Here is a 25,303-nt window from a genome sequence, read left to right on the forward strand (position 1 = left end):
CGTTGGCGGGCCGGGGCTAAAAACGTCGGTCGACCCGATCGCGGCGTGTGAGTGCCACGCACGACATCGGACGGATGGGTATCCAACGAACGATAATGGTGTACTATTTCGAGAAAATGAGAGTGACTGGCGGTGTACCTGCCGATATCAAGCCCTTTACCGCCAGAACCCAAACCCGTGTTCGTGTCTTTTCGATGGAGTGATCTCCCGAATCCGTTCCGGTGGCTGCTGCTCTCGGTCGGCTCGCTGCTCGCGCGATTCGGGGTGATCGAGCCCCGACGCGTCGAGCGGACGACCGACCTCGCGTGGCCGCGGATCGTCACGGGACTCGCCCGGATGTCCAAATCCGCGGCGGACATCGCGATGGTCGGGATCGCCCTCGGGCCGGCAGCGATCGCCGGCATCGGACTCGCGGCCCCGTTCTGGGGACTGGCGTTCGGGATCGGCGGCGGTATCGCCGGCGCGACGATCGGGCTGGTCTCCCAGCGCTACACCGGTGGCACCGCCGAGCAGGTCTCGCTGGCGGTGACGACGAGCGGACTCGTCGTCGCGGCGATCATGCTTCCGCTCGCGGCTCTCTACTGGATCGCTCCCCACCAACTGATCGCGCTCGTCGGCAACGACGCCGCGTCGATCGCCTACGGCGCGGAGTACCTCCAGGTCGTCGCGCTCGGCGTCCCGTTTGCGGCGCTGAACCTCATCGGTAGCCGAGCGCTCGTCGGCGCCGACGACGCCTGGACGCCGATGATGCTCCGAGCGGGCGGCGCCGTCGTCAACGTCGCGCTCAACGCGGTGTTCATCTTCGCGCTCGGACTGGGCGTCGTCGGCGCGGCGATGGGAACCGTCGTGGCGAACGCCCTCGTACTGGCCGCGTTCGTCGTCGGCTTCGCCGTCGGCCGACTGCCGCTGATCGGCGAGTTTCCGGTCACGCTCAGCCTCGGCCGGCCCCGCACGACGCTCGAGGACGTCCGCGACGTCCTCAGTATCGGCACGCCGCTGGTGTTTACGAACGTCGCCCGACGAGGGGCTCAGTTCCCCATGCTCGCCATCGTCGCGCTCTTCGGGCCGAACGTCCTCGCCGCCTACGTCGTCGCTCGACGGGTCCGGGATCTGATGGACACGCCCGGCTGGGGCTTCTCGCTGGCCTCGAGCAGCCTCGTCGGACAGGAACTCGGCACCGGTGACGAACGAGCAGCGGACAGTTACGGCCGTCAAGTCCTCTGGTTCGGCGTCGGCGTCTACCTCGTCAGCGCGGCGGTCGTCTTCGTCTTCGCCGAACAGATCGGCCGCGTCTTCGTCGACGACCCGTCGATCCTCCCGCTCGTGACGACGTTCATCGCCGTCGCCTGCGTCAGCGTCGTCTTCCGCGGCGTCAGCGGCGGCGCGACCGGCCCGCTGCGTGCCAGCGGCGACACTCGCTGGCCCTTCTACGGCCAACTGCTCGGGCTCTACGTCTTCGCGCTCCCCGTCGCGCTCCTCGGTGCCGTTGCGGTCCCGATCCCGGGTCTCGAGGCCGTCACCCCGCTCGGGATCGAAGCGCTGTACGCCGCCTTGGTCCTCGAGACGCTCGTCCCCGCCGTCGTCACCTACTATCGGTTCGAGACGGGAACCTGGAAGGTCGTCAGTCGGTCCTACCGGCCCGACTCACAGCCGAGTGACTGAGCGCTCGAGCGAGGTGACTGCCGTGGCAGTTCGTCCGAATCCGTTTCGATCGTCGACGGAATCTTCGTTTAGTTATAAGTCGCGTCGGATGAGTGGCTTTTTCCGCTCGAGCGTCGAGAGTCGTGGTATGGCCACACATGGCTTCCAACGGGATGCCGACGCGGGCGTCTCCCTTCCTGACGCCGTCCCGTTCGATCCGTCGCAGTCGTCGCGATTGAGCTGGGAACTCGGGTCGCAGGTGGTCGACGGCGACGACGCTTCTTTGTACGGTGAATGGGCACGACCGGGACGCACGTGGCATCTATCGATCTTTCGGGTGCTGACCAACACCGCGGTCGTCTGCGTCCGCACGCCCGTCGGCCGGGAGCGATTCTACAGCCTTCCGAGACGAGACGTCGAATCCGCGATGGCGCGTCTCGAGTCGGCGAGTCAGTGGCACCGACTCGAGTAATCTCTCGCACGCCATCCGCGCGGTTCGATCGGTCTGACTCGCTCGTCCTTCACTGAGCCGCACAGACAGCAATGCCTACAAGTTTGGCGCTGGAGGATGGTGGTATGTCACGACTTGCCGAATCCGATCGGGAGCGGATCGCCGCGTTGTTCGACCGCCACCTCGAGGTTGGCCTCCACCACGGCGCCCAGTTGAGCGTCTACGTCGACGGCGAGCAGGTGCTCGACCTCGCGGGCGGCGTGACGGGTCCGGACGGCGACGACGAGACGACGGACACGCGCCACGTTCTCTTTTCGTGTACGAAGCCGTACGCCGCCGTGACCCTCCACGCGCTCGTCGACGAGGGCGAACTCGCCTACGACGATCGCGTCGTCGACCACTGGCCCGAGTTCGCCGACGACGGAACCGAGAAGGCTGATATCACCGTCCGACAGGTGCTCAGCCACACGTCGGGGCTCAATCGCGGCGAGATCGACGACCGACCCGACCTCTGGGGCGACTGGGACGCCGTCGTCGAGCAGCTCGAGTCGATGGAGCCGAACTTCTCGCCGGGCGAGCAGCCGGCCTACCACGCGCTCACGTTCGGCTGGCTCGTCGGCGAGCTCGTCCGTCGGGTGTCGGGGACGCCCATCGAAGATGCTGCTGCGGAGCGCGTGTTCGACCCGCTTGGCATGGCCGACACCGGCATCGGCCTTCGGGAGGACGAAGACGACGACGTCGCGACGCTGGTCGGTTTCGAGCCGTTCGACCGCTGTCGCGACCCGGGCGAGGGGCTCGGCGACCACACGGCAGTTGCCGCGCCGTTCAACACCGAGGCGATCCACCGCTCGGTGATTCCGGCGGCGAACGGCATCGGCACCGCGAACGATATGGCCCGGTTCTACGCCTGCCTCGCCAACGACGGCGAACTCGAGGGCACCCGGCTCCTCTCGGCCGAAACAGTCGAGAACATGACCGCCCTCGAAGCCGAAACCGATGCGGACGGCACGCTCGGTCGCGAAGGCCGGTTCGCCCTCGGCTTCTGGAAGGGGGGGACGACGGTCGCACCGTACGGAACGCTCTCACCCGACCGGGCGTTCGGCCACGCCGGCCTGGGCAGTAGCGTCGGGTGGGCGGATCCCGAGGAGAATATCGGCTTCTCGTACGTCACGAACGGAGTTCGAGACGGCTCCTACGAACACGTCGCTCGCGTGAACGCGCTCGCGGACGCGGTTCGACTCGCGCTCGAGTAGGGTCGACGGCCCTAGACGGCGAACCAAAAAACGTCTCTGAGCGCCACGAGGAGTATCCCCGCCACGATCACCAAAACCAGAAACGTAAAGAAGATGATTGCGGCCTGTCGTCCGGTAAGCGACTCCCCTTCGAGGAGTTCGGTCAGTCCCATACGTACAGAGTAACCAGACAGTGTTATTAATGATGGTGGTCGCGGGCGTGCCGTTCATACGGTCTGCTGTTCGTCATTTCCGGTGCAACCGCGACGTCCTGCGGTTACACCGGTAACTCGGTACAGCAAACCGTCTCAGCCGTTCGGCTCCCAGTCCTGTACGGCGACCGTCTCTCCAGCCGGGATCCCCTCGCGCTCGTCGTCGACGACCACCCAGCCGTCGGCGAGCGCGACGCTCGAGAGCACGCCCGAACCGCTCGCTCTGGTCGGCGTCGCGGCGTATCGCGGCTCGTCGGCCGCGAGCTCGTTCGCGTCTCCCTCCCACGACTCGAGTTGCACCCGCGCGAACGTTCGCGTCCCGGGTTCGCTCGGGATCTTGCGCTCGAGTCGCGCCCGTGTCGCGGGATGGGGGTCGGGCTCGGTGCCCTCGAGCCAGCGCAGCACGGGGCGCAGGAACTGGACGGCGTTGACGATACAGGCGACGGGGTAGCCGGGTAAGGCGAGGACGGGCGTGTCTTCGACGATCCCCAGGCAGACGGGGTGGCCGGGTTTGAGACCGACGCCGTGGACGAGCACCTCGCCCAGATCGTCGATCACCTCGGGGAGGAGGTCGCGCTGGCCGACGGAGGAGCCCCCGGTCGTGACGACGACGTCCTTCGTCAGATCTCGCTGGATCGCCACGCGCAGCGATTCGGGGTCGTCAGTGACGACGTTTCGGTAGGTCGCACGGCCGCCCCAGCGCTCGACCAGTCGGGAGACGGTGAGTCCGTTCGTCTCGACGACCTCGCCCGGCTCCGGATCGCTCGTGACGAGTTCCTCTCCCGTCGGCACGACGCCGACCGTCGGCCGCTTCGCGACCGGGACCTTCGCGTAGCCCGCGGAGCGCAGCAGTCCGAGATCCGACGGTCGGAGCCGATGACCCGCATCGTAGAGCCGTTGGCCCTCCGCGACGTCCTCGCCGATCGGCGCGACGTTTTCCCCCTCCGCGACGGCGTCTTCGACCTCGAGTTCGCCCGCGGACTCGACTGTCGTCACGCGTTCGATCATCACGACGGCGTCGGCGCCCTCCGGCAGGGCGCTCCCGGTGTGGACGCGGGCGGCGGTATCGGGTCCGACGCTGGCGTCGCCGCCGGTTCCCTCGGCGATCCGGAGCACCTCGGGCGAGCGGTCGCTGGCACCGAAGGTGTCCGCGGCGCGGACGGCGTAGCCGTCCATCGCGGCCCGCCGGTAGTGGGGGACGTTCTGTGCGGAGACGACCGGTGCGGCCAGCACGCGTCCGTCCGCGCGCTCGACGTCGATCCGTTCGGTGCCCGTCTGCGGCGGGCTGGCGTCGCTGTAACCCTCTCCGTCGCCCCGCTCGCTCGCCGCGACGGCGTCCCTGAGTATCCGACGCGCCTCTGCCACTGGGGTCCGCACCTTGAACCCGGACTCCTTGCGCTCGCTGTCGGCTCCGTCCATACCCTGACTCGGGGCGCCGGGCGTCAAAAGCGTAGGGTCCGCCGCCCGCCCGACGTATCGTACATGTTTATATTGGGTGTCGCATTACTGTCACGGCCACAGATGGTCCTCCAATTCGAGCCGCTCTCGGCCGCGGTCCTCGCGATCGGCGGGGCGATCGCACTCGGCTGTCTCTGGTACGGGATCGCGGAGCTTCGACTCGCGAACCGCGTCCTTCGATCTCGGCCGGATTCGGTCCTCGATACGCCCAACGGCGGGCGAGTCGAACTTCGCGGGACCGCCACCGCCGCCGGCCGAGTCGTTCGGTCGCCGTTTACCGACACGCCGTGTCTCGCTTACAGCTACGCCGTCGAGGAGCGACAAGATTCGAACAACGGCACGTCGTGGACGACGATCGCCTCCGGCGACGACTACGTCCCGTTTCGACTCGAGGACGAGACGGGAAGCGTCCTGATCGAGCCGCCGGGTGCGGACTTTCGGCTCGAGAGCGACACTCGAATCGACGTCGACGGCGGCACGGAGCCACCGCCGCGAGTCGCCCGGTACATCGAAGACAGCGAGGACGTCGACTGTCAGAACAGCGTCGTCGATCTCCGGCTGTTCGAGCTCAAAACGGGCACGGACCGTCGATTTCGCGAGCGGATCCTCGAGCCCGGCGAAGAGATTCACGTGCTCGGCGTCGCCCGATACGACACGACCGTCTCGCGAGACGCCGGCCAGGTCAACGCCGCCGTCGGGATCGACGAGGCGGCGCTCTCGGAGAGTCCCCTGCTCCGGCTGCGACACCACCTGTTCGGCGATCCGTTCGTCATCTCCGACAGCACCGAACGTCGCCTCGGGTTGCGGGCCGGTGCGTACGGCCTCGGCGCCGTGATTCTCGCCGTCGTCGCCGTGGCGCTCGCCGTTCTGTTGGCCGTCTGAGCACGGCTACCGTTTCCACGATTTGCGGCTCGTTGGTACTCCCCACCATCTCCGATTTTGGTTCCGCTCGAATCGACCGCTACCGCGGGCTTTTTCGTATCGGCGTTCGAACCAGTAGCTATGTCAGCGCTTCGCGACGCACTGCGGGACCTCTCGGACGACGTCTTCTTCGATCTGCTCGAGAGCGAGGACGCCTACCTGCTCGTCCTCGACGTTCCGGGAGTCTCCGCCGACTCGCTCGAGCTATCGGTCGACGACGGCCGAATCTCCATCGACGCCCACCGCGAGAAAGAGCCCGAGGACGACTACCGCTATCTCGAGGAGAACCGCTCGCTGTTCCTGGACGTCGACCTCCCGCTGCCCGCCGACGCCATCGAGACGGAGGCCGAGGCGGCCGTCGAGCGCGGCGTCCTCGAGTTGACGCTCCCCAAAACGCGGGACGGAGAGATGACGATCGACGTCGTCGAAGAGGACGCCGACTAACGTGAGGTGACCGAGACTGGTCTCCCTCCGCGCCTACAAGCGGTTCGTCCTCGTCGCGTGGCAGTTCCTCCCGCTGCTCGTCGCCTTCGCCCGTGACCGGCGACGATTCCTGCTGTTCGGCCGGTCGCGGCGCGTCGACCCCGAGACTCACCGCCATCGCGCGGAGGTTCTCCTCGAGTCGCTGTTGACCCTCGGGCCGACGTTCATCAAACTCGGCCAACTGCTCTCGACGCGGCCGGACGTGTTACCACCGGCGTACATCGAGGTGCTCTCGGCGTTACAGGACGACGTGCCGCCCGCGGAGTGGGACGAGGCGAAGGTCGTGCTGGAGGACGAACTCGGCGGGCCGCTCGAGGACTATTTCACCGAGTTCGAAACGGACGCGATCAGCGGCGCGAGTCTGGGACAGGTGTACCGAGCGCGCGTCGATCCCGACGCCGTAGCGAACGACGAAGCCGCCGTCGGGGCCACCGAACGGGCGACCGATGTCGATACCGCCGCCGACGCTGGCCGCGAGGTCGCCGTCAAGATTCGGCGGCCGAACATCGAGGAACTGGTGAACGCCGACCTCCGCGTAATCAAGTGGTCGCTCCCAATCTTGCTCACCTTCGTCGACGAGTCGCGGTCGTTCTCGCTCGAGAACCTCGCCGACGAGTTCTCGAAGACGATTCGCGAGGAGATGGACTACGAGCGAGAGGCCGAAATGCTCCAGGAGATCCGCGGAAACTTCGCCGACGACGACCGATTCGTCATCCCCGACGTGATCGAGAGCCACTCAGGGCCGCGCGTGCTCACGATGGAGTACGTCGAGGGTACGAAGATCAACGACGTCGAGGAACTCGATCGCAGAGGGATCGACCGAACGCGAGTCGCAGAAAATTTGGAGCGATCGTACCTCCAGATGATCATCGAGGACGGCGTCTTTCACGCCGACCCGCACCCGGGGAACCTCGCGGTGACCGACGACGGACGGATCGTCTTCTACGACTTTGGGATGTCCGGTCGGGTCGATTCGTTCATCCAGGAGAAGATCGTCGACTTCTACGTCGCCGTCGCCAACCAGGACATCGACGGCATCCTCGACGCCCTGATCGAGATCGGGACGCTCAGCCCCGACGCCGACCGCGGGGTGATGGCCGAGGTGATGGAGATCGCCATCCAGGACGCCCGCGGCGAGGACGTCGAGCAGTACCGGATCAACCAGATCGTCGGGCAGATCGAGGACTCGATCTACGTCTTCCCGTTCCGACTCCCGAAGAACCTCGCGCTGGTCCTCCGGGTCGCGACCGTCGTCGAGGGCGTCTGCGTCACCCTCGATCCGGAGTTCGACTTCATCGACACCGCGACCGACTACCTCACCGAGCGGGGCTACCGCGAGGAGACCGCCCGCCAGTACGTCCGCGAGACCGGCCAGCAACTCCGCCGTAGCGGCGAGTCGCTGACCCGACTGGCACCCAAAACCGAGCGGGCGCTCGACAAACTGGACCGCGACGACCTCTTCGTCCGGATCGGCGTCGAGGACGAGGAGAAGGTGTTCGCCACGTTCGCCAAACGGCTGATCTACGGCATGTTACTGACCATGTCGCTGTTCTCGATGGGCGTGCTGTACGCCCTCGAGGCCCCCGAGGCCAGCGTCGTCGCCGCGGTCTTCTCGTTCGTGGTGGTGATCCAACTCTACCGATCGTTCCGCGAGCGGCGAACGACCCGCGTCAAACCGCAGTTCACCCGCCAGAACCTGCGCCAGCGACGAGGCGAGGAGTGAGTTCTCCGCCGTTTGCGGTTGCGAGTCCCGTATCGCCGTCGAACCGAGGTCCTTGTCTGCAACCTTCATTCCCTTGGCTCACGTCTAGCGGGTATGGACTACGACCGGATCGCCGATCTGTCGCTGTCGATCGACGCGGTGTCGACCGAACGGCTGGAACGGGAGACCTCGAGCGAATTCACCCGCGTCACGACCGAGTTTGCACTGACCGGACCCGGATCGAACGACGACGGCGGTCGCGATGACTCCATCGTCGGCCGCGGCGAGGACGTCACCTACGAGACCGACGAGCACGACGCGCTGGCCGAGTCCGGGTTGCTCGACCTCACCGGCGAGTACAGCATCGACTCCTTTTCCGCCCGCCTCGAGTCGGTCGATCTGTTCCCGGCGGGCCCGCCTGACCGAGAGGTCTTTCGAAACTACCGCCGATGGGGACTCGAGAGCGCCGCGCTGGACCTCGCCCTTCGACAGGCCGGTACCGATATCGCCAGCGCGCTCGGTCGCTCGCTCGATCCCGTTCGGTTCGTCGCCAGCACGCGGTTGGGTGAGCCGCCGACGACCGACCGACTCGAGCAGTTGCGCGACCGGGTTCCCGACCTCGAGTTCAAACTCGATCCGATCCCCGAGTGGGACGACGACGTCGTGAGGGCGATCGACGAGAGCGTCGGCACCGACACCGTCCGGATTCTCGACCTGAAAGGACAGTACGAGGGGACCGAGGTCGACGTCCCGACGGACCCGGCGCTGTACCGGCGCGTTCTCGAGGCCTTCTCCGACGCCGTAATAGAGGACCCGGCGCTGACCGACGAGACCGACCCTCTGTTCGGGGAGGACGCCGTTCGAAGCCGCGTCTCCTGGGACGCGCCGATCGACGGGCTCGAGGACGTCGAATCGCTCCCGTGGGAGCCCGACTGGCTCAACATCAAACCCTCTCGGTTCGGCTCGCTCGAGTCGCTGCTCGAGACGATCGCCCACTGCGAGGAGCGCGATATTCGGCTGTACGGCGGCGGCCAGTTCGAACTCGGCGTCGGTCGCGGCCACATCCAGACGCTCGCGTCGCTGTACTATCCGAACAGTCCGAACGACGTCGCGCCGCGGGCGTACAACGAGGCCGTCGCCGGGACCGAACTGCCGTCGAGCCCGCTCGAGCCGCCCGCAGCGTCGGTCGGCTTTCGGTGGGACCACGACGCGTAGCCGAGCGGGACGGTCCGGTGGGGGCAGACGACTGTCGACTCCTGTGCGCAGGCGACGCCGAACTGGTGTGAGCCGGCTCGAGTGCGTATCGCCGTGTGACGAGCGGGATTAGCACTATACCCGTCGAAGTCGAACGTCGAGGCCATGGCCGATACTGTCGCCGATCCGGTCTACTACGTGATCAGCGACCTCCACATGGGCGGCGACGAGCAACTGGGTGAGATCGACTTCCTCGATGAGTTACTCGCGTTTCTCGAGCGGTTGGAGACGACCGACGAGGATGTGGAGTTGATAATCAACGGCGACGCGTTCGGACTGTGGGAGTACACCGAGACCGAGGGGGTGGCGAAGTTCGACCGGCTCACCGAGCGCTATCCCGATCTGTTCGAGCAGTTGCGCGCGACCGGCGATTCGATACCGATAACGTTGCTGCCGGGCAATCACGACAGCGATCTCGCCGCCTACGACGAGTACGTGAGCCGGCTGGCCGACTACAACGTCGACCTCGTCCAGGACCAGTCGGTCGTTCGACCGGTCGGCGACCGAACGATCCACTTCGAACACGGGCACCAGCAGGATCCAAACAACCGATTCAGGGACTTCGGCAACCCCTTCGAGACGCCGCTTGGCTACTTCTACAACGCGCTCGTCACGAGCCGAGCCGGTCAGCTTTCCGACCGGGGACGGTACAACTGGCTGAAAGACGTCCAGGCGGTCACGCCCACCGAGCGGGTCCCGAACTGGCTCCTCTCGAAGTACTTCTACCGCGAGATGAACCCGCTCTTGCGCTACGCCGTGATTCCGTTCCTGTTGCTGTTCTACGTTAGCGTCATCATCGCCGTACTGGCGGGGCTGGACGTCGCCGGTATCTGGACGATGCCGGTCGAGCGGACGGACGCAGTTCTCGACCGGATGGGACTGGTCGGCGAGACCGTTCACTTTCTCCTCGTCGTCAACGCGGCGATCACCGGCATGATCCTTCTCGTCGGCATTCCGGTCTACTTCGTCTTCCGCGACGTCGGGAAAACCGTCGATCGGTTCGGCGTGTTCGAGACGGACCTCACCGTCGACCCCGAAACGCCGTATATCGAGGCCGCCCGCGAGGTGTTCGCCGAGCGTCCGGAGACGGCGATCTTCTGCTACGGCCACACCCACCGACCGTCGGTGACAGAGATCGACGGCCGGCTGCTCGTTAACACCGGCACCTGGCTGAAACGCCTCCACCGTCGGGACGTCGTCGCGGGGCTGCTCCCGCCGGTGTTCTATCCGTCCTACCAGCTCTGTGCCGTCCGAATATCGGACGGTCCCGACGGTGTGGCCGTCGAGTACGAGGAGATCGAGAAAGCAAACCCCAGTTCGGAGGAGATCACCCGAACGGAACGCCTGCTCACGCTGGGACGGGCACCGACGCCGACGCTGCCGGATCGAGCGGTCGTCACCGACGAGCGACCGGACTCGACGACTGACGCGGATCGAGAGGCGGATCCACCGTGAAAACGCCGTACAGCGGGCCAGAGTCGTAAACCGGCCATCGTCAACTCGCTATTCGCGACGAGAAATCGAACGAAAACGGAGGGTGTCGGCCGCCATCGCTCGAGTCACTCGGAGTAGCCTTCCTGGAGGAACGTGCCTTCGGTCTCGTAGATCGAGACCAGTTCCTCGAGGAGCTCCTCGATGGTCTGATCCTCCTCGCAGTGGCTGTCGAGTCGGTCCTTCAGGTCGTCGCTGATCTCGATGGTGTGAGTCATGGGTGGAACGAGGCGTCGTCACTAGTCACGCCAGCCGGCGTCAAATACTCCGGGGGCGCGTGTGCAGTGGGTCACATCGGCCGAAGGGACGTCCCTCGAACCGACTGGCGGGACGGCCGTCGCTCCGATCGACGGGACGATACTTCGCCTCGGGCCGCCGGAGGAAATCTGCACAGACTGGCACGGGAGTACGCCCACCCGGACTGGCACGGGTGGATCACCCGCCCGAACCGGCACGGGACGGCCACGACGTTATCCCGGCGGTCGTGATACTGTCCGGTATGACAGCGACACTGACTGACGACGAAGTCGGGAAGACAGTGATCGACGCGGAAGGGAAAGAGCTCGGAATCGTCGCGCAGGTCGACGGTGGCCGCGCCGCCGTCGATCCGAACCCCTCCGTCGCGGAGCACGTGCTCGCGAAGATCGGCGTGGAAGGGGAGGACGACGAGGACTACATCGTCACGGAAGACATGCTCGAGACCGTCGGCGAGGATATCGTGCTGCGCGGCGAACTCTGAGTCGGCGTTCCGAGCGCGCGAGACCCGATCGATACCCACGATTCGCGTACCGTCTGTGAAACCCGCGAGATGTGTTATCGTGACTGAGCGCGAGAGATACGGCGAGAAGCGATGCGCCCAGTCGTCACATACGGACTCGGTGTCGGCGCGGTCGCGGTCGTGGTGTTCGTCCTGTTCGTCGCCTTCGTCTCCGGTGTCGGCGGCCTCTACACGCACGATCACGGAACGCTCGAGGTGTCGATCGACGGGGAGCGAATCGACTTCGACCAGCCGCAGTACCACGACCGACACCCCACGTTCCACTTCCACGAGGGCGGGGGCCAGGAGTGGCACCACCACCCCGAGAGCCCGTTGGCGGTCCTCGAGTTCGAGCGGCTGTCGGTCGCGGAGGCGCTTGGAACGCTGGAGATCGACGTGACGGACTCGAGCGTCACGATCGACGGGAGGATCTACGAGGATGGCGAGCCGGGAACGACGGTTTCGATCACGGTCGACGGCGAGCCGGCCGATCCCGACGCGCACCTGTTGCAGGACGGTGACGACGTCGTCCTCGAGGTGGTGTCGTGATTCGTACGGACGGAAGCGTCGGCCGGTGACCCGAGTCCGTCGCGTCGATGGTCGTCGAAACGCGTTTGCAGATCGCGACCGTCTGTTCGTCCGTGCTCCCCGAAACCGTCTGGGACCGTCACTCGAATCCGAAAAGCGGCTGGAGCCGACTGCTCTCGTATCCGGTCCTGATTGTCGCGCTGTACGCTCGAAACTGGCGGCTGCTCGGAGCGACCTGTGTCTTCCTGTTGATCAACCCGATCCTGTTTCCCGCCCCCGAGTCGGACTCGAAGGCCTGGATGTCTCGAGTCGTCCGCGCCGAACAGGAGTGGACGGACGCCGGCAACCCCCTCGTTGGACTCGGATTTCCGCAGGTGCTGAACCTCGTCCAGATACCGGTGTTCTGCTACAACGTCTACGCCGCGTACAGGCGATATCCGTTCCGAACGGCGGTGTTCACGGTTGCGACGATGATCCTCAAGCTCTGGTTCGTCGCCGAACTCGTCGAGCGATCGTCGCCTGCCGAGACCTGAACAACGAACTACCGGATTAGTCGTCGAGCGACTGCTCGCGCCAGGTCGTCCAGTCGTACAGCCGCTCGAGTTCGCCGCCCTGCTGTCGGATAGCGACGGCGGTGTTGAACAGGAAGGCGGCGACGAGCGTCGTACCAACGATCCAGGCGGCGTCGGCGAGCGCGCCGTAGCCGGCGAAATACCCCGTCACCAGGTCGACGAAGACGACGGCAACCACGACGACGATAGCCGGTAGCAGGTGGCGGGTCAGCGCAGCCAGGGTGGTTCCCTCGTGGACGCGGACGGCCTGCACGCCGTAGAGGATCGCCCAGCCGGAAGTGAGGATCCAGCCGACCGCGACGACCGGGCGCGTCCAGTCGGTGTCGACGAGAAAGGTCCCCCACCACGCGGCGACGAAGACCGCGATGACGGCGACGTCGGCCCACGCGGGAAGCACTCGAGAACGCCCTTCCCCCGGCCGTTCGGCGTGGTACAGCGCTCGGATACCCAGCGTGAGAAAGAGGATGAAAAACAGCACCGCGCCCTCGACGAACGAACTGGGCCAGTCGGACTCGAGCAACAGCGTTCCGACGCCGGCCGCGGCGTAGACGATCGCGGCGCCGATACCGGCGAACAGGTACCACTGTGCCTCGCTCACGTCGGCCGCGAGCACGTCGCGGACGTAGACGGACGTGTAGTACAGCAGGACGACCGCGGCGACGGCGATCGCGAGGTAGGCGAACAGGGAGCCGATCGCGACCGTCGTTTCCGGATCGCTGGCGTCGAACGCGATCGACGGTGCGGAGACGAACATCATCGGCTGCTAGGTGATCGCCAGACCGGTAAAAGTCCACCTTCGGTTACCGCCTTTCGGGAACCAACTGGTGGCGTACGGGACGGCGACACGAGAACTGAACGGAGCTGCGCGAAAGCGAGTTGCTAACACGATGGATCGCGAACGGCCCGTTATGACACCGCTGGAGCTTCGCGAGACCGTTCCGGCCCTCGAGTCCACCGCCTACCTGAACTGGGGTGCGGGCGGACCGAGTCCGCGACGCGTCGTCGACGCGGCCGAATCGGCCCTCGAGTACCACGAGTACGAGGCCCCTGCCAACGAGGGACAGTACCCCGCGGCGTTCGACGTCTACGACGAGGCGAGAGCGTCCGTGGCCGACCTGCTCGGCGCCGACGCGGACGAAATCGCGCTCACCGAGAGCACGACGGACGGGATCAACCGGGTCGCGGGCGCCATCGACTGGGAGGCGGGCGACGTCGTCGTCCGGACCGACCTCGAGCACTCCGCAGGGATCCTCCCGTGGCAGCGTCTCGAAGACGAACGCGGGATCGAGGTTCGGACGCTCGAGACGGAACGCGGGCGCCTCGATCTCGAGTCCGTGAAAGCGGCGGCGAGCGAGGCGACCCTGATCTGTGTGAGTTCGCTCACCTGGACGCACGGCACCCGACTACCGATCTCGGATATCGTCGACGTCGCCCACGATGCGGGTGCGCTCGTGCTCGTCGACGCCGTTCAGGCCCCCGGACAGCTGCCGGTCGACGTTGGACAGTGGGGTGCCGACTTCGTCGTCGCCGCGGGCCACAAGTGGCTCTGTGCGCCGTTCGGCTCCGGCTTCCTCTACGTTCGAGAGGGACTCGTGCGCGAACGAAATCTCGTGCCGCCCGCGATCGGCTACCGCAGCGTCGTCGACGAGAACGCCGTCGACTACCGATACGAATCGGGGGCGAAGCGGTTCGAGGTCGCGACCTCGAGTCCGGCCCCCTACGCCGGATTGACGGCGGCGATCGACTGCCTCGAGGAGACCGGTATCGAGACGATCGGCGACCGAATCGAGACGCTGACGGACCGGCTCAAAGCGGGCCTCTCCGACGAGCAGTTGCTGAGTCCGCGACGCTACGAGTCGGGCCTCGTGACCATCGCGGTCGACGAACCGGAGCCGACCGTCGAGCGGCTCTCGGAACGCGGAATCGTGGTTCGGTCGCTTCCCGGCCCCGAGGCGATTCGCGCGTCGGTCCACGCGTTCAACACCAGGGAAGAGGTGGACGCGCTGCTCGAGTGCTTGTAACTCCCGATCGACTGGAACGAGAGATAGCTGTAAGGTGCACCGGGCTGTCGAGTACGTATGTTCGACCGGATCCTCGTTCCGACCGATGGCAGCGGCCCAGCGAACGCGGCGCTCGAGTACGCCGGCGAAATAGCCGCCGTCGAGCAGGTGACCGTCCACATCCTGTACGTGGTCGATCCCGACGAGACTGACGAGACGGACGACCCCCTCGCGGTGAGTCGCGACTGGACGGGGGAGACCGGCTCGCCCATTATCGAAGAGATCGAGACGGGCGAGCCGCGGGACGCGATCCTCGAGGCCGCCGCCGAGCACGACGTCGACGCGATCGTCATGGGGACGCGCGGCCGACGCGGCGTCGGTCGACTCCTGCTCGGCAGCGTAACCGAGTCGGTCGTCCGGGACGCCGACGTCCCCGTCCTCGTCGTCCGGGGTGCGCCCGAGGTCAGACGCCCCTACCCGATCGAGACGATCGTAGTTCCGACCGACGGCAGCGCGCACGCGGACGTCGCACTCGAGCGCGCACTGACGGTCGCAGCCCACCACGACGCGACCGTTCATCTCCTTTCGATCGTCGACGTGACGCCGGCGGGAATCGAAGATCAGAACGATCTCAGACTCGATCGACTCGAGCGGTACGCCCGCCGAGTCGTCGAGGAGGGCGTCGAGCGGGCGGCAGACCTGGGTGTCGAGACGGAGGTGACGGTTACGTACGGCTCGACGCACCAAAAGATTCGGACGTACACGGACGCCGTCGATGCTGATCTCCTCGTGATGGGAACGCACGGACGCAGCGGCCTCGATCGACTCCTCCTGGGAAGCGTCACGGAACGTGTTCTCCGGACGGCGACGACGCCGGTGCTGACGGTTCGTGCAGCGAGCGAGGAGTGAGCGGCCGGTTGTTCCGGCATTGCTGCCTCGGGCAGTCGACCTCGAGTCCGCGAGTGCCGGTGTCAGTCGGGATCGGTCTCACTCGAGTCCGCCGCGGCTTCGACGAGGGTCTGTCGTTCCTCGAAGTACGCCGGGGCGTCGTGGTCCGCTTCGAACTGGATGACGCGTTCCAGCGCGGCCGACCCGTCGTCGTCGGACTCCAGGTCCTCGGCGAGATCGGTGTACGCCGCCGCGAGATCCTGAAAGGCCTGCATGCGCGTTTGCTTTGCCTCGACGAGGAGCTGTTTCTCCTTGACCTCGCTCTCTAACTCCTCTAAGGCGTCGATGTCGACGTCACCGGGTCCGGCCGGGGTCGACGGGCCGCCGACGCCTTCGACGCCCGACGCGTGCTCCTCGAGTCGCGTCCGAAGTTCGGCCATCTCCTCGTCGATTTCGGAGAGCAGGTCGTCCGCTTCGTCGCGCATCGTCTCGACGCGGCCCGAGAGCAAGCCGGCCTGCGTGTGACAGTAGTCGACGAACTCCTCGACGACCAGTTCCGGGCCGCTGTCGTCGCTCATAGCGGTCCGTTCGTGCTTCTACCCGAAGTCAGTTTGGACTGAGCGGTTCGGCGGCTCGAGGGTGCCTCGAGGAGGGGTGTCGACACTCGTACAATACCGATGCAGCAACGGTTTTATTGGTGGTTCCAGAACGCTATGTTACGTGGTTGCTGACGCCGTCGATGCCGTCTCCTACGTGATCGGGGGGCTTTCATATCGGTGGCAAGCAACTCGAGCGGGCGTTTCCTCGCTGTTCGACGGTTCCGGGCACGCGGCGAGAACTCGATCGATATCTCCGATCTTCCCGAAGATCCATTTGCTAGCATAGCCCACGCTACGGCGGTTCCAGACCCGTTAAGTCCCTTCGGCCACTGACTCACTCACAGTGAATCGAGCAGCGAGTCGCGAATATCTGCAGTCACCAGTCACCACCCATACATGAGCAAAGACTACATCGAGGTACGGGGGGCGGAGGAGCACAACCTCAAGGACCTCGACGTCACGATCCCCCGCGAGGAGTTCACCGTCGTCACCGGCCTCTCCGGATCGGGGAAGTCGTCGCTGGCGTTCGAGACGATCTACGCCGAAGGCCAGCGCCGGTACATCGAGAGCCTCTCGGCGTACGCCCGAAACTTCCTCGGCCAGATGGACAAACCCCAGGTCGAGACCGTCGAAGGCCTCTCGCCGGCGATCTCGATCGACCAGAAGAACGCCGCGAACAACCCGCGATCGACGGTGGGGACGGTTACGGAGCTCCACGACTACCTCCGGCTGCTCTACGCCCGCGTCGGCACCCCGCATTGTCCCGACTGCGGCCGCGAAGTCGGCGAGCAATCGGCTCAGAACATGGTCGAACGCATCCTGGAGCTCCCCGAGGACACCAAGGTCAAACTCGCGGCCCCCGTCGTCCGCGACCAGAAGGGGGCTTTCGAGGACCTGTTCGACGAACTCGTCTCGGAGGGGTACGCCCGCGTCGAGGTCGACGGCGAGGAACACGACCTCACGCTCGACAAACCCGAACTGGACGAGAACTTCGACCACACCATCGACGTGATCGTCGACCGCATCAAGGTCTCGACCGAGGCCCGTCCGCGGATCATCGACAGCGTCGAGACGGCGCTCGAGGAGGCCGAGGGCGTCCTGAAGGTCATCCTCCCCGACGCGCCGAAAGACGTCGCGAGCGATCTGGGCGACGCGGCCCGCCGGACCGGCGCGTTGGGCGACGAGACCGAGGAGGACGACCGCTTCGTCGTCGAGTTCTCGAAGGACCTCGCCTGCACCCACTGCGGGATCGACGTCCCCGAGATCGAGACCCGATCGTTCTCGTTCAACTCGCCCCACGGTGCTTGTCCCGAGTGTGAGGGGCTCGGCGAGACGAAGGAGATCGACGAGAGCCTCGTCATCCAGGACGAGTCCAAGTCACTGAAACACGTCTTCGAGCCATGGAGCTACAACCGCTCGTACTACCAGACCCGGCTCGACGCCGTCGCCGAGCACTTCGACGTCTCGCTGTCGACGCCGTTCGCGGAGGTCGACGACGAGATCCAGCAGGCGTTCCTCTACGGCACCAGCGAGAAGGTGACGTTCGAACGGCACACGAAAAACGGCACTCGGCGCAAGCGCAAGCGCTTCGAGGGCGTGATCCCGAACCTCGAGCGGCGCTACCTCGAGACCGACTCCGACTCGACGCGCGACCACATCGAGGACTACATGTCGGCGACGGAGTGTCCGGCCTGCGACGGCACCCGGCTGAAGGCCGCGAGTCGGGCCGTGCTGGTCGACGGCACCGCCATCACGGAGATCAACGGACTGAGCATCGGCGACGCCCTCGAGCACTTCGAATCGATGGAAGCCGACCTCACCGAACGCGAGAAGGTGATCGCCGAGGAGATTCTCAAAGAAATTCGATCGCGGCTCGGCTTCATGTGCGAGGTCGGCCTCGAGTACCTCACGCTCGACCGCGAGGCTGCGACGCTCTCCGGCGGCGAGAGCCAGCGAATTCGACTGGCGACGCAGATCGGCTCCGGTCTCGTCGGCGTCCTCTACGTGCTCGACGAGCCCTCGATCGGGCTCCACCAGCGGGACAACGACCGACTGCTCGACACCTTAGAGGAGCTGCGCGACATCGGCAACACCCTGATCGTCGTCGAACACGACGAGGAGACGATGCGCCGGGCCGACCAGGTCATCGACATGGGGCCCGGCCCCGGCAAGCGCGGCGGCGAGGTCGTCGCGAACGGGCCCGTCGAGGAGGTCAAGTCGACCGAGGGCTCGATCACCGGCGAGTACCTCTCCGGAAAGCGACAGATTCCGGTTCCCGACGAGCGACGCGACCCCGACGGCGCGCTGACGATCCGCGGGGCCCGTCAGCACAATCTGGCCGACGTCGACGTCGACATTCCGCTCGGCAACTTCACCGCGATCACCGGCGTCTCCGGCTCCGGCAAGTCCACCCTGATGCACGAGGTGCTCTACAAGGGACTCGCTCGCCAGATGAACGACAACACGAGCGTGATTCCGGGCGAGCACGACGCCCTCGAGGGGCTCGACAAGATCGAAACCGTACGGCTGATCGACCAGTCGCCGATCGGTCGAACCCCCCGGTCCAATCCGGCGACGTACACCAACGTCTTCGACTACATCCGCGAGCTGTTCGCCTCGACGAAGCTGGCGAAACAGCGCGGCTACGAGGTTGGACGCTTCTCGTTCAACGTCAAGGGCGGCCGCTGCGAGGAGTGTGGCGGCCAGGGAACGGTCAAGATCGAGATGAACTTCCTCTCCGACGTGTACGTCCCCTGTGAGGAGTGCGACGGCGCGCGGTACAACGACGCCACGCTCGACGTTACCTACAAGGGCAAGACGATCGCCGACGTGCTCGAGATGGAAGTCGAGGAGGCCTACGACTTCTTCGAGTCCTCGAGCCAGATCCGGCGTCGCCTCCAACTCCTGAAGGACGTCGGACTGGGCTACATGACGCTCGGCCAGCCCTCGACGACGCTCTCCGGCGGGGAGGCCCAGCGGGTCAAGCTTGCGGAGGAACTCGGAAAGAAGGACTCCGGCGAGACGCTCTACCTGCTCGACGAGCCGACGACCGGACTCCACAGCGAGGACGAGCGGAAACTCATCGACGTTCTCCACCGGCTGACCGACAGCGGCAACACCATCGTCGTCATCGAGCACGAACTCGACCTCGTGAAGAACGCCGACCACGTCATCGATCTCGGTCCCGAGGGCGGCGAGAACGGCGGCGAGATCGTCGCGACCGGGACGCCGGAAGACGTCGCCCGACTCGAGGCTTCGCATACGGGACGGTACCTGCGCGATCTGCTGCCGAAGATCGACCTCGAGGGGCCGCGCGGCGAGCGCGTCGAACCGGTGTCGGCACCGATGGACGACGACTGAGCCTCCAATCCGCTCTCGAGCCGTTTTCCCGTGTCGCTCCGTCCGGAGCCAGTCTCGAGTCGAAACGCGAACGGTCGGTCGCTGCGCGGACATCTCGTGAGTCGGCCGCGATCTGGGGCGTCTATGGTCGGGTGGCCGTTTACACCGTACTCGTTCTAACCGTCGGTCAATGCTCCCGCCAATCGCGAGCAACTTCGTCGCGGCGGAGGACCCTTCCGGGGCCCTTTCTCACGTCGAGACGCTCAACGGCGACGGTATCAGCGGCATTCTGAATCTACTCGGCGAACACTACGACGATCCGTCGGCGGCCGCTGCGGACGCCGACGCCTACGTCGACTTAATTGAGGCTATCGACGACGCCAACCTCGACTGTTGCGTCTCGGTCAAGCCCTCCCAGATCGGACTCGACATCGGCGACGACGTCTTTCAGACCCACCTCGAGCGAATCGTCGACGCGGGCGTCGAGCACGACGTCTTCGTCTGGATCGACATGGAAGATTACACCACGACCGACGTGACGCTCGACGCGTTCGAACGGCACGCCCATGAGACCGACGGGAACGTCGGCGTTTGCGTGCAGGCGAACCTGAAGCGGACGCGGGAAGACGTCGAACGACTGGCCGACGTCCCCGGTAAAGTACGCTTCGTCAAGGGGGCGTACGACGAGCCGAGCAGCGTCGCCTACAAGCAAAAAGCGCGGGTGAACGAAGCGTACCGCGAACTGCTGGCGTTCGCCTTCGAAGCGTTCGACGACGGGATCGCGGTCGGCAGCCACGATCCGGAGATCGTCGAGTACGTCGAGGGGCTCTCGGAGGCCCACGACACGCCGTTCGAGTTCCAGTTGCTCATGGGCGTCCGCGAGGGCGCACAACACGACCTCGCTGCGGAGTACGAGGTCTACCAGTACGTCCCCTACGGCGGGAAGTGGTTCTCGTACTTCTACCGTCGCGTCCGCGAGCGTAAGGAGAACGCCCTGTTCGCCCTTCGAGCGGTCGTCGGGTCGTAGCGAGCGACTCGAGCGCAGCGCGCGGCCGATCGCCCGATAGCCGCAATTCGTCTCGGAGACACCTCTACTGGTGTCTCTCGAGCAACCGAGAATGAACTCGGTTCTGTCAACCGCTCCACAAACTATTTGATCGCCTTGTGAAAGATACTCGTATGGAACGGCGCGAACTCTCTCGCAGAACGATCGCACTCTGTCTCGCTGGCGGGGTCGGTCACGCTCTCTTTGCGCTCTGGCTGATCGGATTCGTCCGTGAGGGATCGTTTTGGGGAACGAACACGCCAGAATCGCCCTCGGGAGCGGCGTTCCTTTCGGTTACGATCCTCGGGCTCGTTTTACTCGGCGGTGTTCCATTCGTGTTGTTCTTCCGTTATCGGCTCCTGTCACCGTTCGTCGCCCTCTTCACCCTTTTCACGTGGGCGTTCTACGGCAGCTATCAACACTTCGAGGAAGCGCGCGCCACCGGTGCAACACCGATCGGTCTCTACGCCGATTCGCTGTTCGGCATTCTCTGGTTCGTTCCGCTGGCGATCGTTCTTCTCGTCGGGCTGGTCGAGTATCTTGTTCGTAGCCGTTTCGATAGCCGTCCGCTCGAGGCTCCCTCCGATTGAGACGACCGACCGCGTCGCTATTGAACTTCGTCAGCCTTCGCCGCCGAGGTCGTCGGGATCCAACAGTTTCGATTCGGCCTTTCGCAGGTGGTCGAGTAACGTGGTCTTCGAGATATCGAACTCGCTCGCGAGTTCGCGGGTCGAGACGCCGCGCGGCCACTGGTAGTAGCCCCGTTTACGCGCGAGTTCGAACACCTCTCGCTGGGTACTGGTGAGCGCGTCCATTCGACGCTTGCGCTCGGATTCGCCCGTCGGCGTGCTCGTGACGGTTTCGACCGAGACGTCGGCGTTCCCGTCCTCGCAAATGCTCTCGATCGCGGTTTCGATCCGCTCTCGATCGCCGGCGAAACAGACTTGCCAGTGTTCCCGGCCGTTCTCGATCCGGACGGGTGCGCTGTGGACGAACCCGTGTTCTAACAGCGTCGGACAGATCATCTTCTGGGGGTCGTACTCGAGGAAGAACTCGCGGGCGACGTTTCCCGGGAGGGACGACGATTGCCGTCGGCCGAACCGCTCCTGAAGCTCGAGCACGTCGCCCGCCAGCGACGAGTCGTCGATCTCGGTGAGCAACGCCTCGACCTCTTCGGTCGTCTGGCCGAACGCGGTGAACAGTCCGTTGACCGAGGCCGACTCCGTTTCCGCCGTCGGCGCGGTGTACACCGCGTGCGCCAGAATACCGCCGCCGACCCGATCGGTCGCCTCGATCGCCCAGCAGTTCGGATGCCAGACCTCGAAGGACAGCCTCGTCCCCTGGACCGGCTGATCCCAGTTCGTTGCCATTCTACGGTACTTCTTTGCAGTGATCACCAAGAAGGTCTCGTTTCGCGAGGCGACCCTCCCATGGACGGGTGACGTTATTCGAGACGCACGGCCCAATCGGTATCCATGAGTCAGCAATCCTCAGATCAGCTGTACGGCCACCACATCGACGGTGAGTGGACCGATGGTAGTGGCACCGAAACGTTCGCGAGCGAGAATCCGGCGACGGGCGAGGAACTCGCACGGTTCCACCGGGGGACCGACGCCGACGTCGACGCCGCGCTCGAGGCCGCCGAAGCGGCGACCGACGAGTGGCGCGAACTCTCCTACATCGACCGCGCGGAGTACCTCTGGGACATCTACCACGAACTCCGCGAACGCACCGACGAACTGGCCGAAATCGTCACGAAGGAGTGTGGCAAGGAGATCAGCGAGGGCCGCGCTGACGTCGTCGAGGCCTACCACATGGTCGAGTGGGCGGCGGGCAACGCTCGCCACCCCCACGGCGACGTCGTCCCGAGCGAAATCGGGAGCAAAGACGCCTCGATGCGCCGGAAACCTCGCGGCGTCATCGGCTGTATCACGCCGTGGAACTTCCCGGTCGCCATCCCGTTCTGGCACATGGCTATCGCCCTCGTTGAAGGGAACACGGTCGTCTGGAAGCCCGCCGAACAGACGCCGTGGTGCGGGCAGATCATCGCCGAGATGATGGACGACGCCGGAATTCCGGACGGCGTCTTCAACATGGTTCAGGGCTACGGCGACGCCGGTGCCGCCATCGTCGACGACGACCGCGTCGATACGGTGCTCTTCACCGGCTCCGCGGAGGTCGGCCACGAAATCGCGGGCAAAGTCGGCGGCCAGCCCGGCAAACTCGCGGCCTGCGAGATGGGCGGCAAGAACGGCACCGCCGTCACCGAGAAGGCGGACCTGGACATCGCCGTCCACTCCGCCGTGATGTCGAGTTTCAAGACGACGGGACAGCGCTGCGTTTCGAGCGAGCGCCTGATCGTCCACACGGACGTCTACGACGAGTTCAAAGAACGGTTCGTCGCAGTCGCCGAGGAGATCACCGTCGACGATCCGCTCGAGGAGGACACGTTCATGGGGCCCGCTATCGAGCCCGAGCACGTTGAGAAGATCCACCGCGCCAACCAACTCGCTCGTGACGAGGGCGCCGAGGTGCTCGTCGACCGCGCGGAGCTCGACGCCGAGGAGATTCCCGAGGGCCACGACGAGGGCAACTGGGTCGGCCCGTTCGTCTACGAGATCGAGTACGACACCGACCTGCGCTGTCTCAAAGAGGAGGTGTTCGGTCCGCACGTCGCCCTCCTCGAGTACGACGGCGACATCGAAGACGCCGTCGAGATCCACAACGACACGCCGTACGGACTTGCAGGGGCCGTCATCTCGGAGGACTATCGCCAGATCCACCACTTCCGAGATCACGCGGAACTCGGCCTCGCGTACGCGAACCTGCCGTGTATCGGCGCGGAGGTCCAGTTGCCGTTCGGCGGCGTCAAAAAATCCGGGAACGGCTACCCGAGCGCCCGCGAGGCTATCGAAGCCGTCACGGAGCGGACCGCCTGGACGCTCAACAACTCGAAGGAGATCGAGATGGCCCAAGGGTTGTCGGCGGATATTACGACGAGCGACGACTGATCGGCGAGGTCGGGTGGAGCGACCGAGCTGCGGTCTCGCTCGGCTACCGGCGACGACTGATCGGCGAGGTCGGGTGGAGCGACCGAGCTGCGGTCTCGCTCGGCTACCGGCGACGACTGATCGGCGAGGTCGGGTGGAGCGACCGAGCTGCGGTCTCGCTCGGCTACCGGCGACGACTGATCGGCGAGGTTGTGCGGAGCAACCGAGCTGCGGTCTCGCTCGAGTAGGGGTGATGTCTGGACGAAGACACATCAACGTGATCCGAACGGTTAACGCCGACGGGCTGCGAACGACGCGCGTATGAACTCGAAGAAGGCCGTCGTCCGGCACGGGCTCGTCGGCGGCGGCTTCGTCACCCTGTTGCTGGCGGGGTCGCTCGTCGCCGCGCTCGGCGTTCCGACGACGCCGTCGATGCTCGGTGTGGTCTCGTGGCTCGTTTTCGTCGGCGCGACGATGCTCGTCGCGGGACGCAGGGAGCGCGTCAGGATCGGCTCGAGAACGATCGGGTGGCCGCGCGTCGCCGCCGTCGCAATCGCGACGATCGCCGTCGGCTGGGGCGCGATCAGTCTCGGGAGCCTGCTCGTGGCCGACGGCATCACCGGACTCGGCCCGATCGAAGCCGTCCTCACGGTCGCGATGGTCGGCTACTTCGCGTGGTTCGCCCGCGAGTGCTGGGTCGGCGGGGCGCGAATCGACGCGGAGACGTTCGTCGTCGACTGAGCAACCGATGCCGGTGGGGCGGTCCACCGAGGAAACCGTTTGCGAACGGTTCCGGCTACCGGAGGAGCGGTGGGAGCCATCCGGGAGTACAGCCAAGGCGAATGCGGTTGAACCGACGAGTATGTCGGACGATACCACGACCGATCGGCTCGAGGAGACGGAGCGAGAGCGCGAGCAGGAACGGATCGACGAGAAGCCGACGGATTCGATCGATCTCGAGCACGCAGACCGGGTGCAGGTGGGCGTTACGCGTGGCGAAACCGATCTCGAACTCGGTCCGCCGCGGGACTATCCGGACCGAGCAGACGTTTCGGTCCGGCCCGAGTCGGCCGACGGTCACCGGCTGGTTCTGAGTATCGATGCCATGGCTGGCGATCACGGAACGGGCCACGCGGACGTCGAACTGACGCCCTCGGAGGCGCGGGCGTTATGTGAACAACTCGACGAGACAGTTCGCTGGATGACCGAAGACGACGGTCCGGAAACCGACCGCTGATCCGTTCCGTCAGATCGGCGAGGGAAGTGGCCGTCGGTAAAAATGTGCGGACTGCGACTCGCCTCCCCCGATTCGCTTGCGCTGGTGAGTCTACTCCGGGCTCGGCGTCTCTTCGCGCGAGAGGTACGCCGCCAGATCGGACGTCGTGACGATGCCGATGACACCCTCGTCCTCGTCGACGACGGGGAGGTGGTGGAAGCCGTGTTCGACCATCAGATCCGCGGCGTCGCGGATGGTCTCCTGTGCCGTCGCCGTGGTGACGTTTCGGCTCATGTACGTCGAAACCGGCGTCTGGTCCTTCGGCTTGCGTTCGGCGACGATCTTGACGAAGTCCGTGTTCGTCAGGATCCCCTCGAGTTGGTTGTCCTCGTCGACGACCATCACCGAGCCGATCTCGTTTTCGAGCATCTGTTGTGCTGCCTCTTCGACGAGCGTGTCGGCGCGGACCGTCTCGAGCGACGTGGACATGACCCGTGCGACGAAAATATCCTCCATACACCCGT

26 protein-coding genes are annotated in these 25,303 nt (G+C 65.6%); 19 read left to right on the top strand and 7 right to left on the bottom strand.

The window, feature by feature from the left end:
- Positions 1–183: 183 nt before the first annotated feature.
- The 3 genes from BLT08_RS00460 (at position 184) to BLT08_RS00470 (ending at position 3,345) form a co-directional block, all read left to right on the top strand.
- Positions 184–1,662: an MATE family efflux transporter gene (locus BLT08_RS00460; RefSeq protein ID WP_090303885.1), complete on the top strand. Its 1,479-nt coding sequence runs from the start codon at positions 184–186 to the stop codon at positions 1,660–1,662.
- A 127-nt stretch (positions 1,663–1,789) separates the two neighbouring features.
- Entirely contained in the window at positions 1,790–2,113 is a 324-nt protein-coding gene (locus tag BLT08_RS00465) for a hypothetical protein (protein WP_090303886.1), read from the top strand.
- Positions 2,114–2,217: 104 nt separating this feature from the next.
- Positions 2,218–3,345 (top strand): serine hydrolase domain-containing protein, encoded by a 1,128-nt coding sequence (locus BLT08_RS00470; RefSeq protein WP_090302846.1) that lies wholly within the window; start codon positions 2,218–2,220, stop codon positions 3,343–3,345.
- Between the two features lie 11 nt (positions 3,346–3,356).
- On the opposite strand, the gene BLT08_RS22780 is transcribed toward BLT08_RS00470, so the two are convergent.
- Positions 3,357–3,497: a hypothetical protein gene (locus BLT08_RS22780; protein WP_175529201.1), complete on the bottom strand. Its 141-nt coding sequence runs from the start codon at positions 3,495–3,497 to the stop codon at positions 3,357–3,359.
- A 135-nt stretch (positions 3,498–3,632) separates the two neighbouring features.
- The gene (locus tag BLT08_RS00475; protein WP_090302847.1) at positions 3,633–4,955 is read right to left on the bottom strand and encodes a molybdopterin molybdotransferase MoeA; all 1,323 of its coding nucleotides are present in this window, start codon (positions 4,953–4,955) and stop codon (positions 3,633–3,635) included.
- Between the two features lie 102 nt (positions 4,956–5,057).
- On the opposite strand from BLT08_RS00475, the gene BLT08_RS00480 reads away from it, so the two are divergent.
- From BLT08_RS00480 to BLT08_RS00500, 5 genes are all read left to right on the top strand, one after another.
- A complete protein-coding gene (locus BLT08_RS00480) occupies positions 5,058–5,876 on the top strand; it encodes a GIDE domain-containing protein (protein WP_090302848.1) in 819 nt (272 codons plus the stop codon).
- A gap of 120 nt (positions 5,877–5,996) precedes the next feature.
- Positions 5,997–6,359, top strand: a complete 363-nt coding sequence (locus tag BLT08_RS00485; RefSeq protein WP_090302849.1) for an Hsp20/alpha crystallin family protein — start codon at positions 5,997–5,999, stop codon at positions 6,357–6,359.
- Positions 6,360–6,432: 73 nt separating this feature from the next.
- Complete coding sequence (locus BLT08_RS00490) at positions 6,433–8,121, top strand: ABC1 kinase family protein (protein ID WP_217636373.1); 1,689 nt, start codon at positions 6,433–6,435, stop codon at positions 8,119–8,121.
- A 93-nt stretch (positions 8,122–8,214) separates the two neighbouring features.
- Positions 8,215–9,315, top strand: a complete 1,101-nt coding sequence (locus BLT08_RS00495; protein ID WP_090302851.1) for an enolase-like domain-containing protein — start codon at positions 8,215–8,217, stop codon at positions 9,313–9,315.
- A gap of 144 nt (positions 9,316–9,459) precedes the next feature.
- Entirely contained in the window at positions 9,460–10,809 is a 1,350-nt protein-coding gene (locus tag BLT08_RS00500; RefSeq protein ID WP_090302852.1) for a metallophosphoesterase, read from the top strand.
- A gap of 104 nt (positions 10,810–10,913) precedes the next feature.
- Here the strand turns inward: BLT08_RS00500 and BLT08_RS22785 are convergent, their stop codons facing one another.
- Positions 10,914–11,063, bottom strand: a complete 150-nt coding sequence (locus tag BLT08_RS22785) for a DUF7557 family protein (protein ID WP_175529202.1) — start codon at positions 11,061–11,063, stop codon at positions 10,914–10,916.
- 281 nt (positions 11,064–11,344) lie between these two features.
- Here BLT08_RS22785 and BLT08_RS00505 point away from each other — a divergent pair, with 281 nt between their 5' ends.
- The 3 genes from BLT08_RS00505 (at position 11,345) to BLT08_RS00515 (ending at position 12,663) form a co-directional block, all read left to right on the top strand.
- Positions 11,345–11,584: a hypothetical protein gene (locus BLT08_RS00505; protein ID WP_090303887.1), complete on the top strand. Its 240-nt coding sequence runs from the start codon at positions 11,345–11,347 to the stop codon at positions 11,582–11,584.
- Between the two features lie 111 nt (positions 11,585–11,695).
- Positions 11,696–12,151, top strand: a complete 456-nt coding sequence (locus BLT08_RS00510) for a hypothetical protein (protein WP_090302853.1) — start codon at positions 11,696–11,698, stop codon at positions 12,149–12,151.
- A 47-nt stretch (positions 12,152–12,198) separates the two neighbouring features.
- Positions 12,199–12,663 carry a DUF6653 family protein gene (locus BLT08_RS00515; protein WP_090302854.1) on the top strand — a complete coding sequence of 155 codons (465 nt, stop codon included), beginning with the start codon at positions 12,199–12,201 and terminating at the stop codon, positions 12,661–12,663.
- 16 nt (positions 12,664–12,679) lie between these two features.
- Here BLT08_RS00515 and BLT08_RS00520 read toward each other — a convergent pair whose 3' ends face one another.
- Complete coding sequence (locus BLT08_RS00520; protein ID WP_090302855.1) at positions 12,680–13,459, bottom strand: hypothetical protein; 780 nt, start codon at positions 13,457–13,459, stop codon at positions 12,680–12,682.
- Positions 13,460–13,610: 151 nt separating this feature from the next.
- On the opposite strand from BLT08_RS00520, the gene BLT08_RS00525 reads away from it, so the two are divergent.
- Positions 13,611–14,723, top strand: a complete 1,113-nt coding sequence (locus tag BLT08_RS00525; protein ID WP_090303888.1) for an aminotransferase class V-fold PLP-dependent enzyme — start codon at positions 13,611–13,613, stop codon at positions 14,721–14,723.
- Between the two features lie 57 nt (positions 14,724–14,780).
- Positions 14,781–15,611 (top strand): universal stress protein, encoded by an 831-nt coding sequence (locus BLT08_RS00530; RefSeq protein ID WP_090302856.1) that lies wholly within the window; start codon positions 14,781–14,783, stop codon positions 15,609–15,611.
- A gap of 62 nt (positions 15,612–15,673) precedes the next feature.
- Here the strand turns inward: BLT08_RS00530 and BLT08_RS00535 are convergent, their stop codons facing one another.
- Entirely contained in the window at positions 15,674–16,168 is a 495-nt protein-coding gene (locus BLT08_RS00535; RefSeq protein WP_090302857.1) for a hypothetical protein, read from the bottom strand.
- Positions 16,169–16,585: 417 nt separating this feature from the next.
- Between BLT08_RS00535 and uvrA the strand changes: the two genes are divergently transcribed.
- The 3 genes from uvrA (at position 16,586) to BLT08_RS00550 (ending at position 21,163) form a co-directional block, all read left to right on the top strand.
- A complete protein-coding gene (gene uvrA, locus BLT08_RS00540) occupies positions 16,586–19,549 on the top strand; it encodes an excinuclease ABC subunit UvrA (RefSeq protein WP_090302858.1) in 2,964 nt (987 codons plus the stop codon).
- A 169-nt stretch (positions 19,550–19,718) separates the two neighbouring features.
- The gene (locus BLT08_RS00545; RefSeq protein ID WP_090302859.1) at positions 19,719–20,555 is read left to right on the top strand and encodes a proline dehydrogenase family protein; all 837 of its coding nucleotides are present in this window, start codon (positions 19,719–19,721) and stop codon (positions 20,553–20,555) included.
- A 152-nt stretch (positions 20,556–20,707) separates the two neighbouring features.
- Positions 20,708–21,163, top strand: a complete 456-nt coding sequence (locus tag BLT08_RS00550) for a hypothetical protein (protein ID WP_090302860.1) — start codon at positions 20,708–20,710, stop codon at positions 21,161–21,163.
- A gap of 30 nt (positions 21,164–21,193) precedes the next feature.
- Here BLT08_RS00550 and BLT08_RS00555 read toward each other — a convergent pair whose 3' ends face one another.
- Positions 21,194–21,943 (bottom strand): helix-turn-helix domain-containing protein, encoded by a 750-nt coding sequence (locus BLT08_RS00555; RefSeq protein ID WP_090302861.1) that lies wholly within the window; start codon positions 21,941–21,943, stop codon positions 21,194–21,196.
- A gap of 105 nt (positions 21,944–22,048) precedes the next feature.
- Here BLT08_RS00555 and BLT08_RS00560 point away from each other — a divergent pair, with 105 nt between their 5' ends.
- The 3 genes from BLT08_RS00560 (at position 22,049) to BLT08_RS00570 (ending at position 24,800) form a co-directional block, all read left to right on the top strand.
- Positions 22,049–23,584: an aldehyde dehydrogenase family protein gene (locus BLT08_RS00560; protein WP_090302862.1), complete on the top strand. Its 1,536-nt coding sequence runs from the start codon at positions 22,049–22,051 to the stop codon at positions 23,582–23,584.
- A gap of 300 nt (positions 23,585–23,884) precedes the next feature.
- Positions 23,885–24,304 carry a DUF7994 family protein gene (locus BLT08_RS00565; RefSeq protein WP_090302863.1) on the top strand — a complete coding sequence of 140 codons (420 nt, stop codon included), beginning with the start codon at positions 23,885–23,887 and terminating at the stop codon, positions 24,302–24,304.
- Positions 24,305–24,425: 121 nt separating this feature from the next.
- Complete coding sequence (locus BLT08_RS00570; protein ID WP_090302864.1) at positions 24,426–24,800, top strand: hypothetical protein; 375 nt, start codon at positions 24,426–24,428, stop codon at positions 24,798–24,800.
- A 90-nt stretch (positions 24,801–24,890) separates the two neighbouring features.
- On the opposite strand, the gene BLT08_RS00575 is transcribed toward BLT08_RS00570, so the two are convergent.
- Positions 24,891–25,295, bottom strand: a complete 405-nt coding sequence (locus BLT08_RS00575) for a CBS domain-containing protein (protein ID WP_090302865.1) — start codon at positions 25,293–25,295, stop codon at positions 24,891–24,893.
- Positions 25,296–25,303: the final 8 nt, after the last annotated feature.

Source organism: Natronorubrum texcoconense (assembly GCF_900100335.1).
GTDB classification, from domain to species: domain Archaea; phylum Halobacteriota; class Halobacteria; order Halobacteriales; family Natrialbaceae; genus Natronorubrum; species Natronorubrum texcoconense.

Coding starts and splice junctions, on each gene's coding strand:
- BLT08_RS00545 (WP_090302859.1), top strand. CDS start 19,719: ATGCTCCCGCCAATCGCGAGCAACTTCGTCGCGGCGGAGGACCCTTCC.
- BLT08_RS00495 (WP_090302851.1), top strand. CDS start 8,215: ATGGACTACGACCGGATCGCCGATCTGTCGCTGTCGATCGACGCGGTG.
- uvrA (WP_090302858.1), top strand. CDS start 16,586: ATGAGCAAAGACTACATCGAGGTACGGGGGGCGGAGGAGCACAACCTC.
- BLT08_RS00535 (WP_090302857.1), bottom strand. CDS start 16,168: ATGAGCGACGACAGCGGCCCGGAACTGGTCGTCGAGGAGTTCGTCGAC.
- BLT08_RS00520 (WP_090302855.1), bottom strand. CDS start 13,459: ATGATGTTCGTCTCCGCACCGTCGATCGCGTTCGACGCCAGCGATCCG.
- BLT08_RS00510 (WP_090302853.1), top strand. CDS start 11,696: ATGCGCCCAGTCGTCACATACGGACTCGGTGTCGGCGCGGTCGCGGTC.
- BLT08_RS00485 (WP_090302849.1), top strand. CDS start 5,997: ATGTCAGCGCTTCGCGACGCACTGCGGGACCTCTCGGACGACGTCTTC.
- BLT08_RS00560 (WP_090302862.1), top strand. CDS start 22,049: ATGAGTCAGCAATCCTCAGATCAGCTGTACGGCCACCACATCGACGGT.
- BLT08_RS00550 (WP_090302860.1), top strand. CDS start 20,708: ATGGAACGGCGCGAACTCTCTCGCAGAACGATCGCACTCTGTCTCGCT.
- BLT08_RS22780 (WP_175529201.1), bottom strand. CDS start 3,497: ATGGGACTGACCGAACTCCTCGAAGGGGAGTCGCTTACCGGACGACAG.
- BLT08_RS00530 (WP_090302856.1), top strand. CDS start 14,781: ATGTTCGACCGGATCCTCGTTCCGACCGATGGCAGCGGCCCAGCGAAC.
- BLT08_RS00555 (WP_090302861.1), bottom strand. CDS start 21,943: ATGGCAACGAACTGGGATCAGCCGGTCCAGGGGACGAGGCTGTCCTTC.
- BLT08_RS22785 (WP_175529202.1), bottom strand. CDS start 11,063: ATGACTCACACCATCGAGATCAGCGACGACCTGAAGGACCGACTCGAC.
- BLT08_RS00480 (WP_090302848.1), top strand. CDS start 5,058: ATGGTCCTCCAATTCGAGCCGCTCTCGGCCGCGGTCCTCGCGATCGGC.
- BLT08_RS00515 (WP_090302854.1), top strand. CDS start 12,199: ATGGTCGTCGAAACGCGTTTGCAGATCGCGACCGTCTGTTCGTCCGTG.
- BLT08_RS00570 (WP_090302864.1), top strand. CDS start 24,426: ATGTCGGACGATACCACGACCGATCGGCTCGAGGAGACGGAGCGAGAG.
- BLT08_RS00525 (WP_090303888.1), top strand. CDS start 13,611: ATGACACCGCTGGAGCTTCGCGAGACCGTTCCGGCCCTCGAGTCCACC.
- BLT08_RS00565 (WP_090302863.1), top strand. CDS start 23,885: ATGAACTCGAAGAAGGCCGTCGTCCGGCACGGGCTCGTCGGCGGCGGC.
- BLT08_RS00505 (WP_090303887.1), top strand. CDS start 11,345: ATGACAGCGACACTGACTGACGACGAAGTCGGGAAGACAGTGATCGAC.
- BLT08_RS00575 (WP_090302865.1), bottom strand. CDS start 25,295: ATGGAGGATATTTTCGTCGCACGGGTCATGTCCACGTCGCTCGAGACG.
- BLT08_RS00465 (WP_090303886.1), top strand. CDS start 1,790: ATGGCCACACATGGCTTCCAACGGGATGCCGACGCGGGCGTCTCCCTT.
- BLT08_RS00475 (WP_090302847.1), bottom strand. CDS start 4,955: ATGGACGGAGCCGACAGCGAGCGCAAGGAGTCCGGGTTCAAGGTGCGG.
- BLT08_RS00470 (WP_090302846.1), top strand. CDS start 2,218: ATGTCACGACTTGCCGAATCCGATCGGGAGCGGATCGCCGCGTTGTTC.
- BLT08_RS00500 (WP_090302852.1), top strand. CDS start 9,460: ATGGCCGATACTGTCGCCGATCCGGTCTACTACGTGATCAGCGACCTC.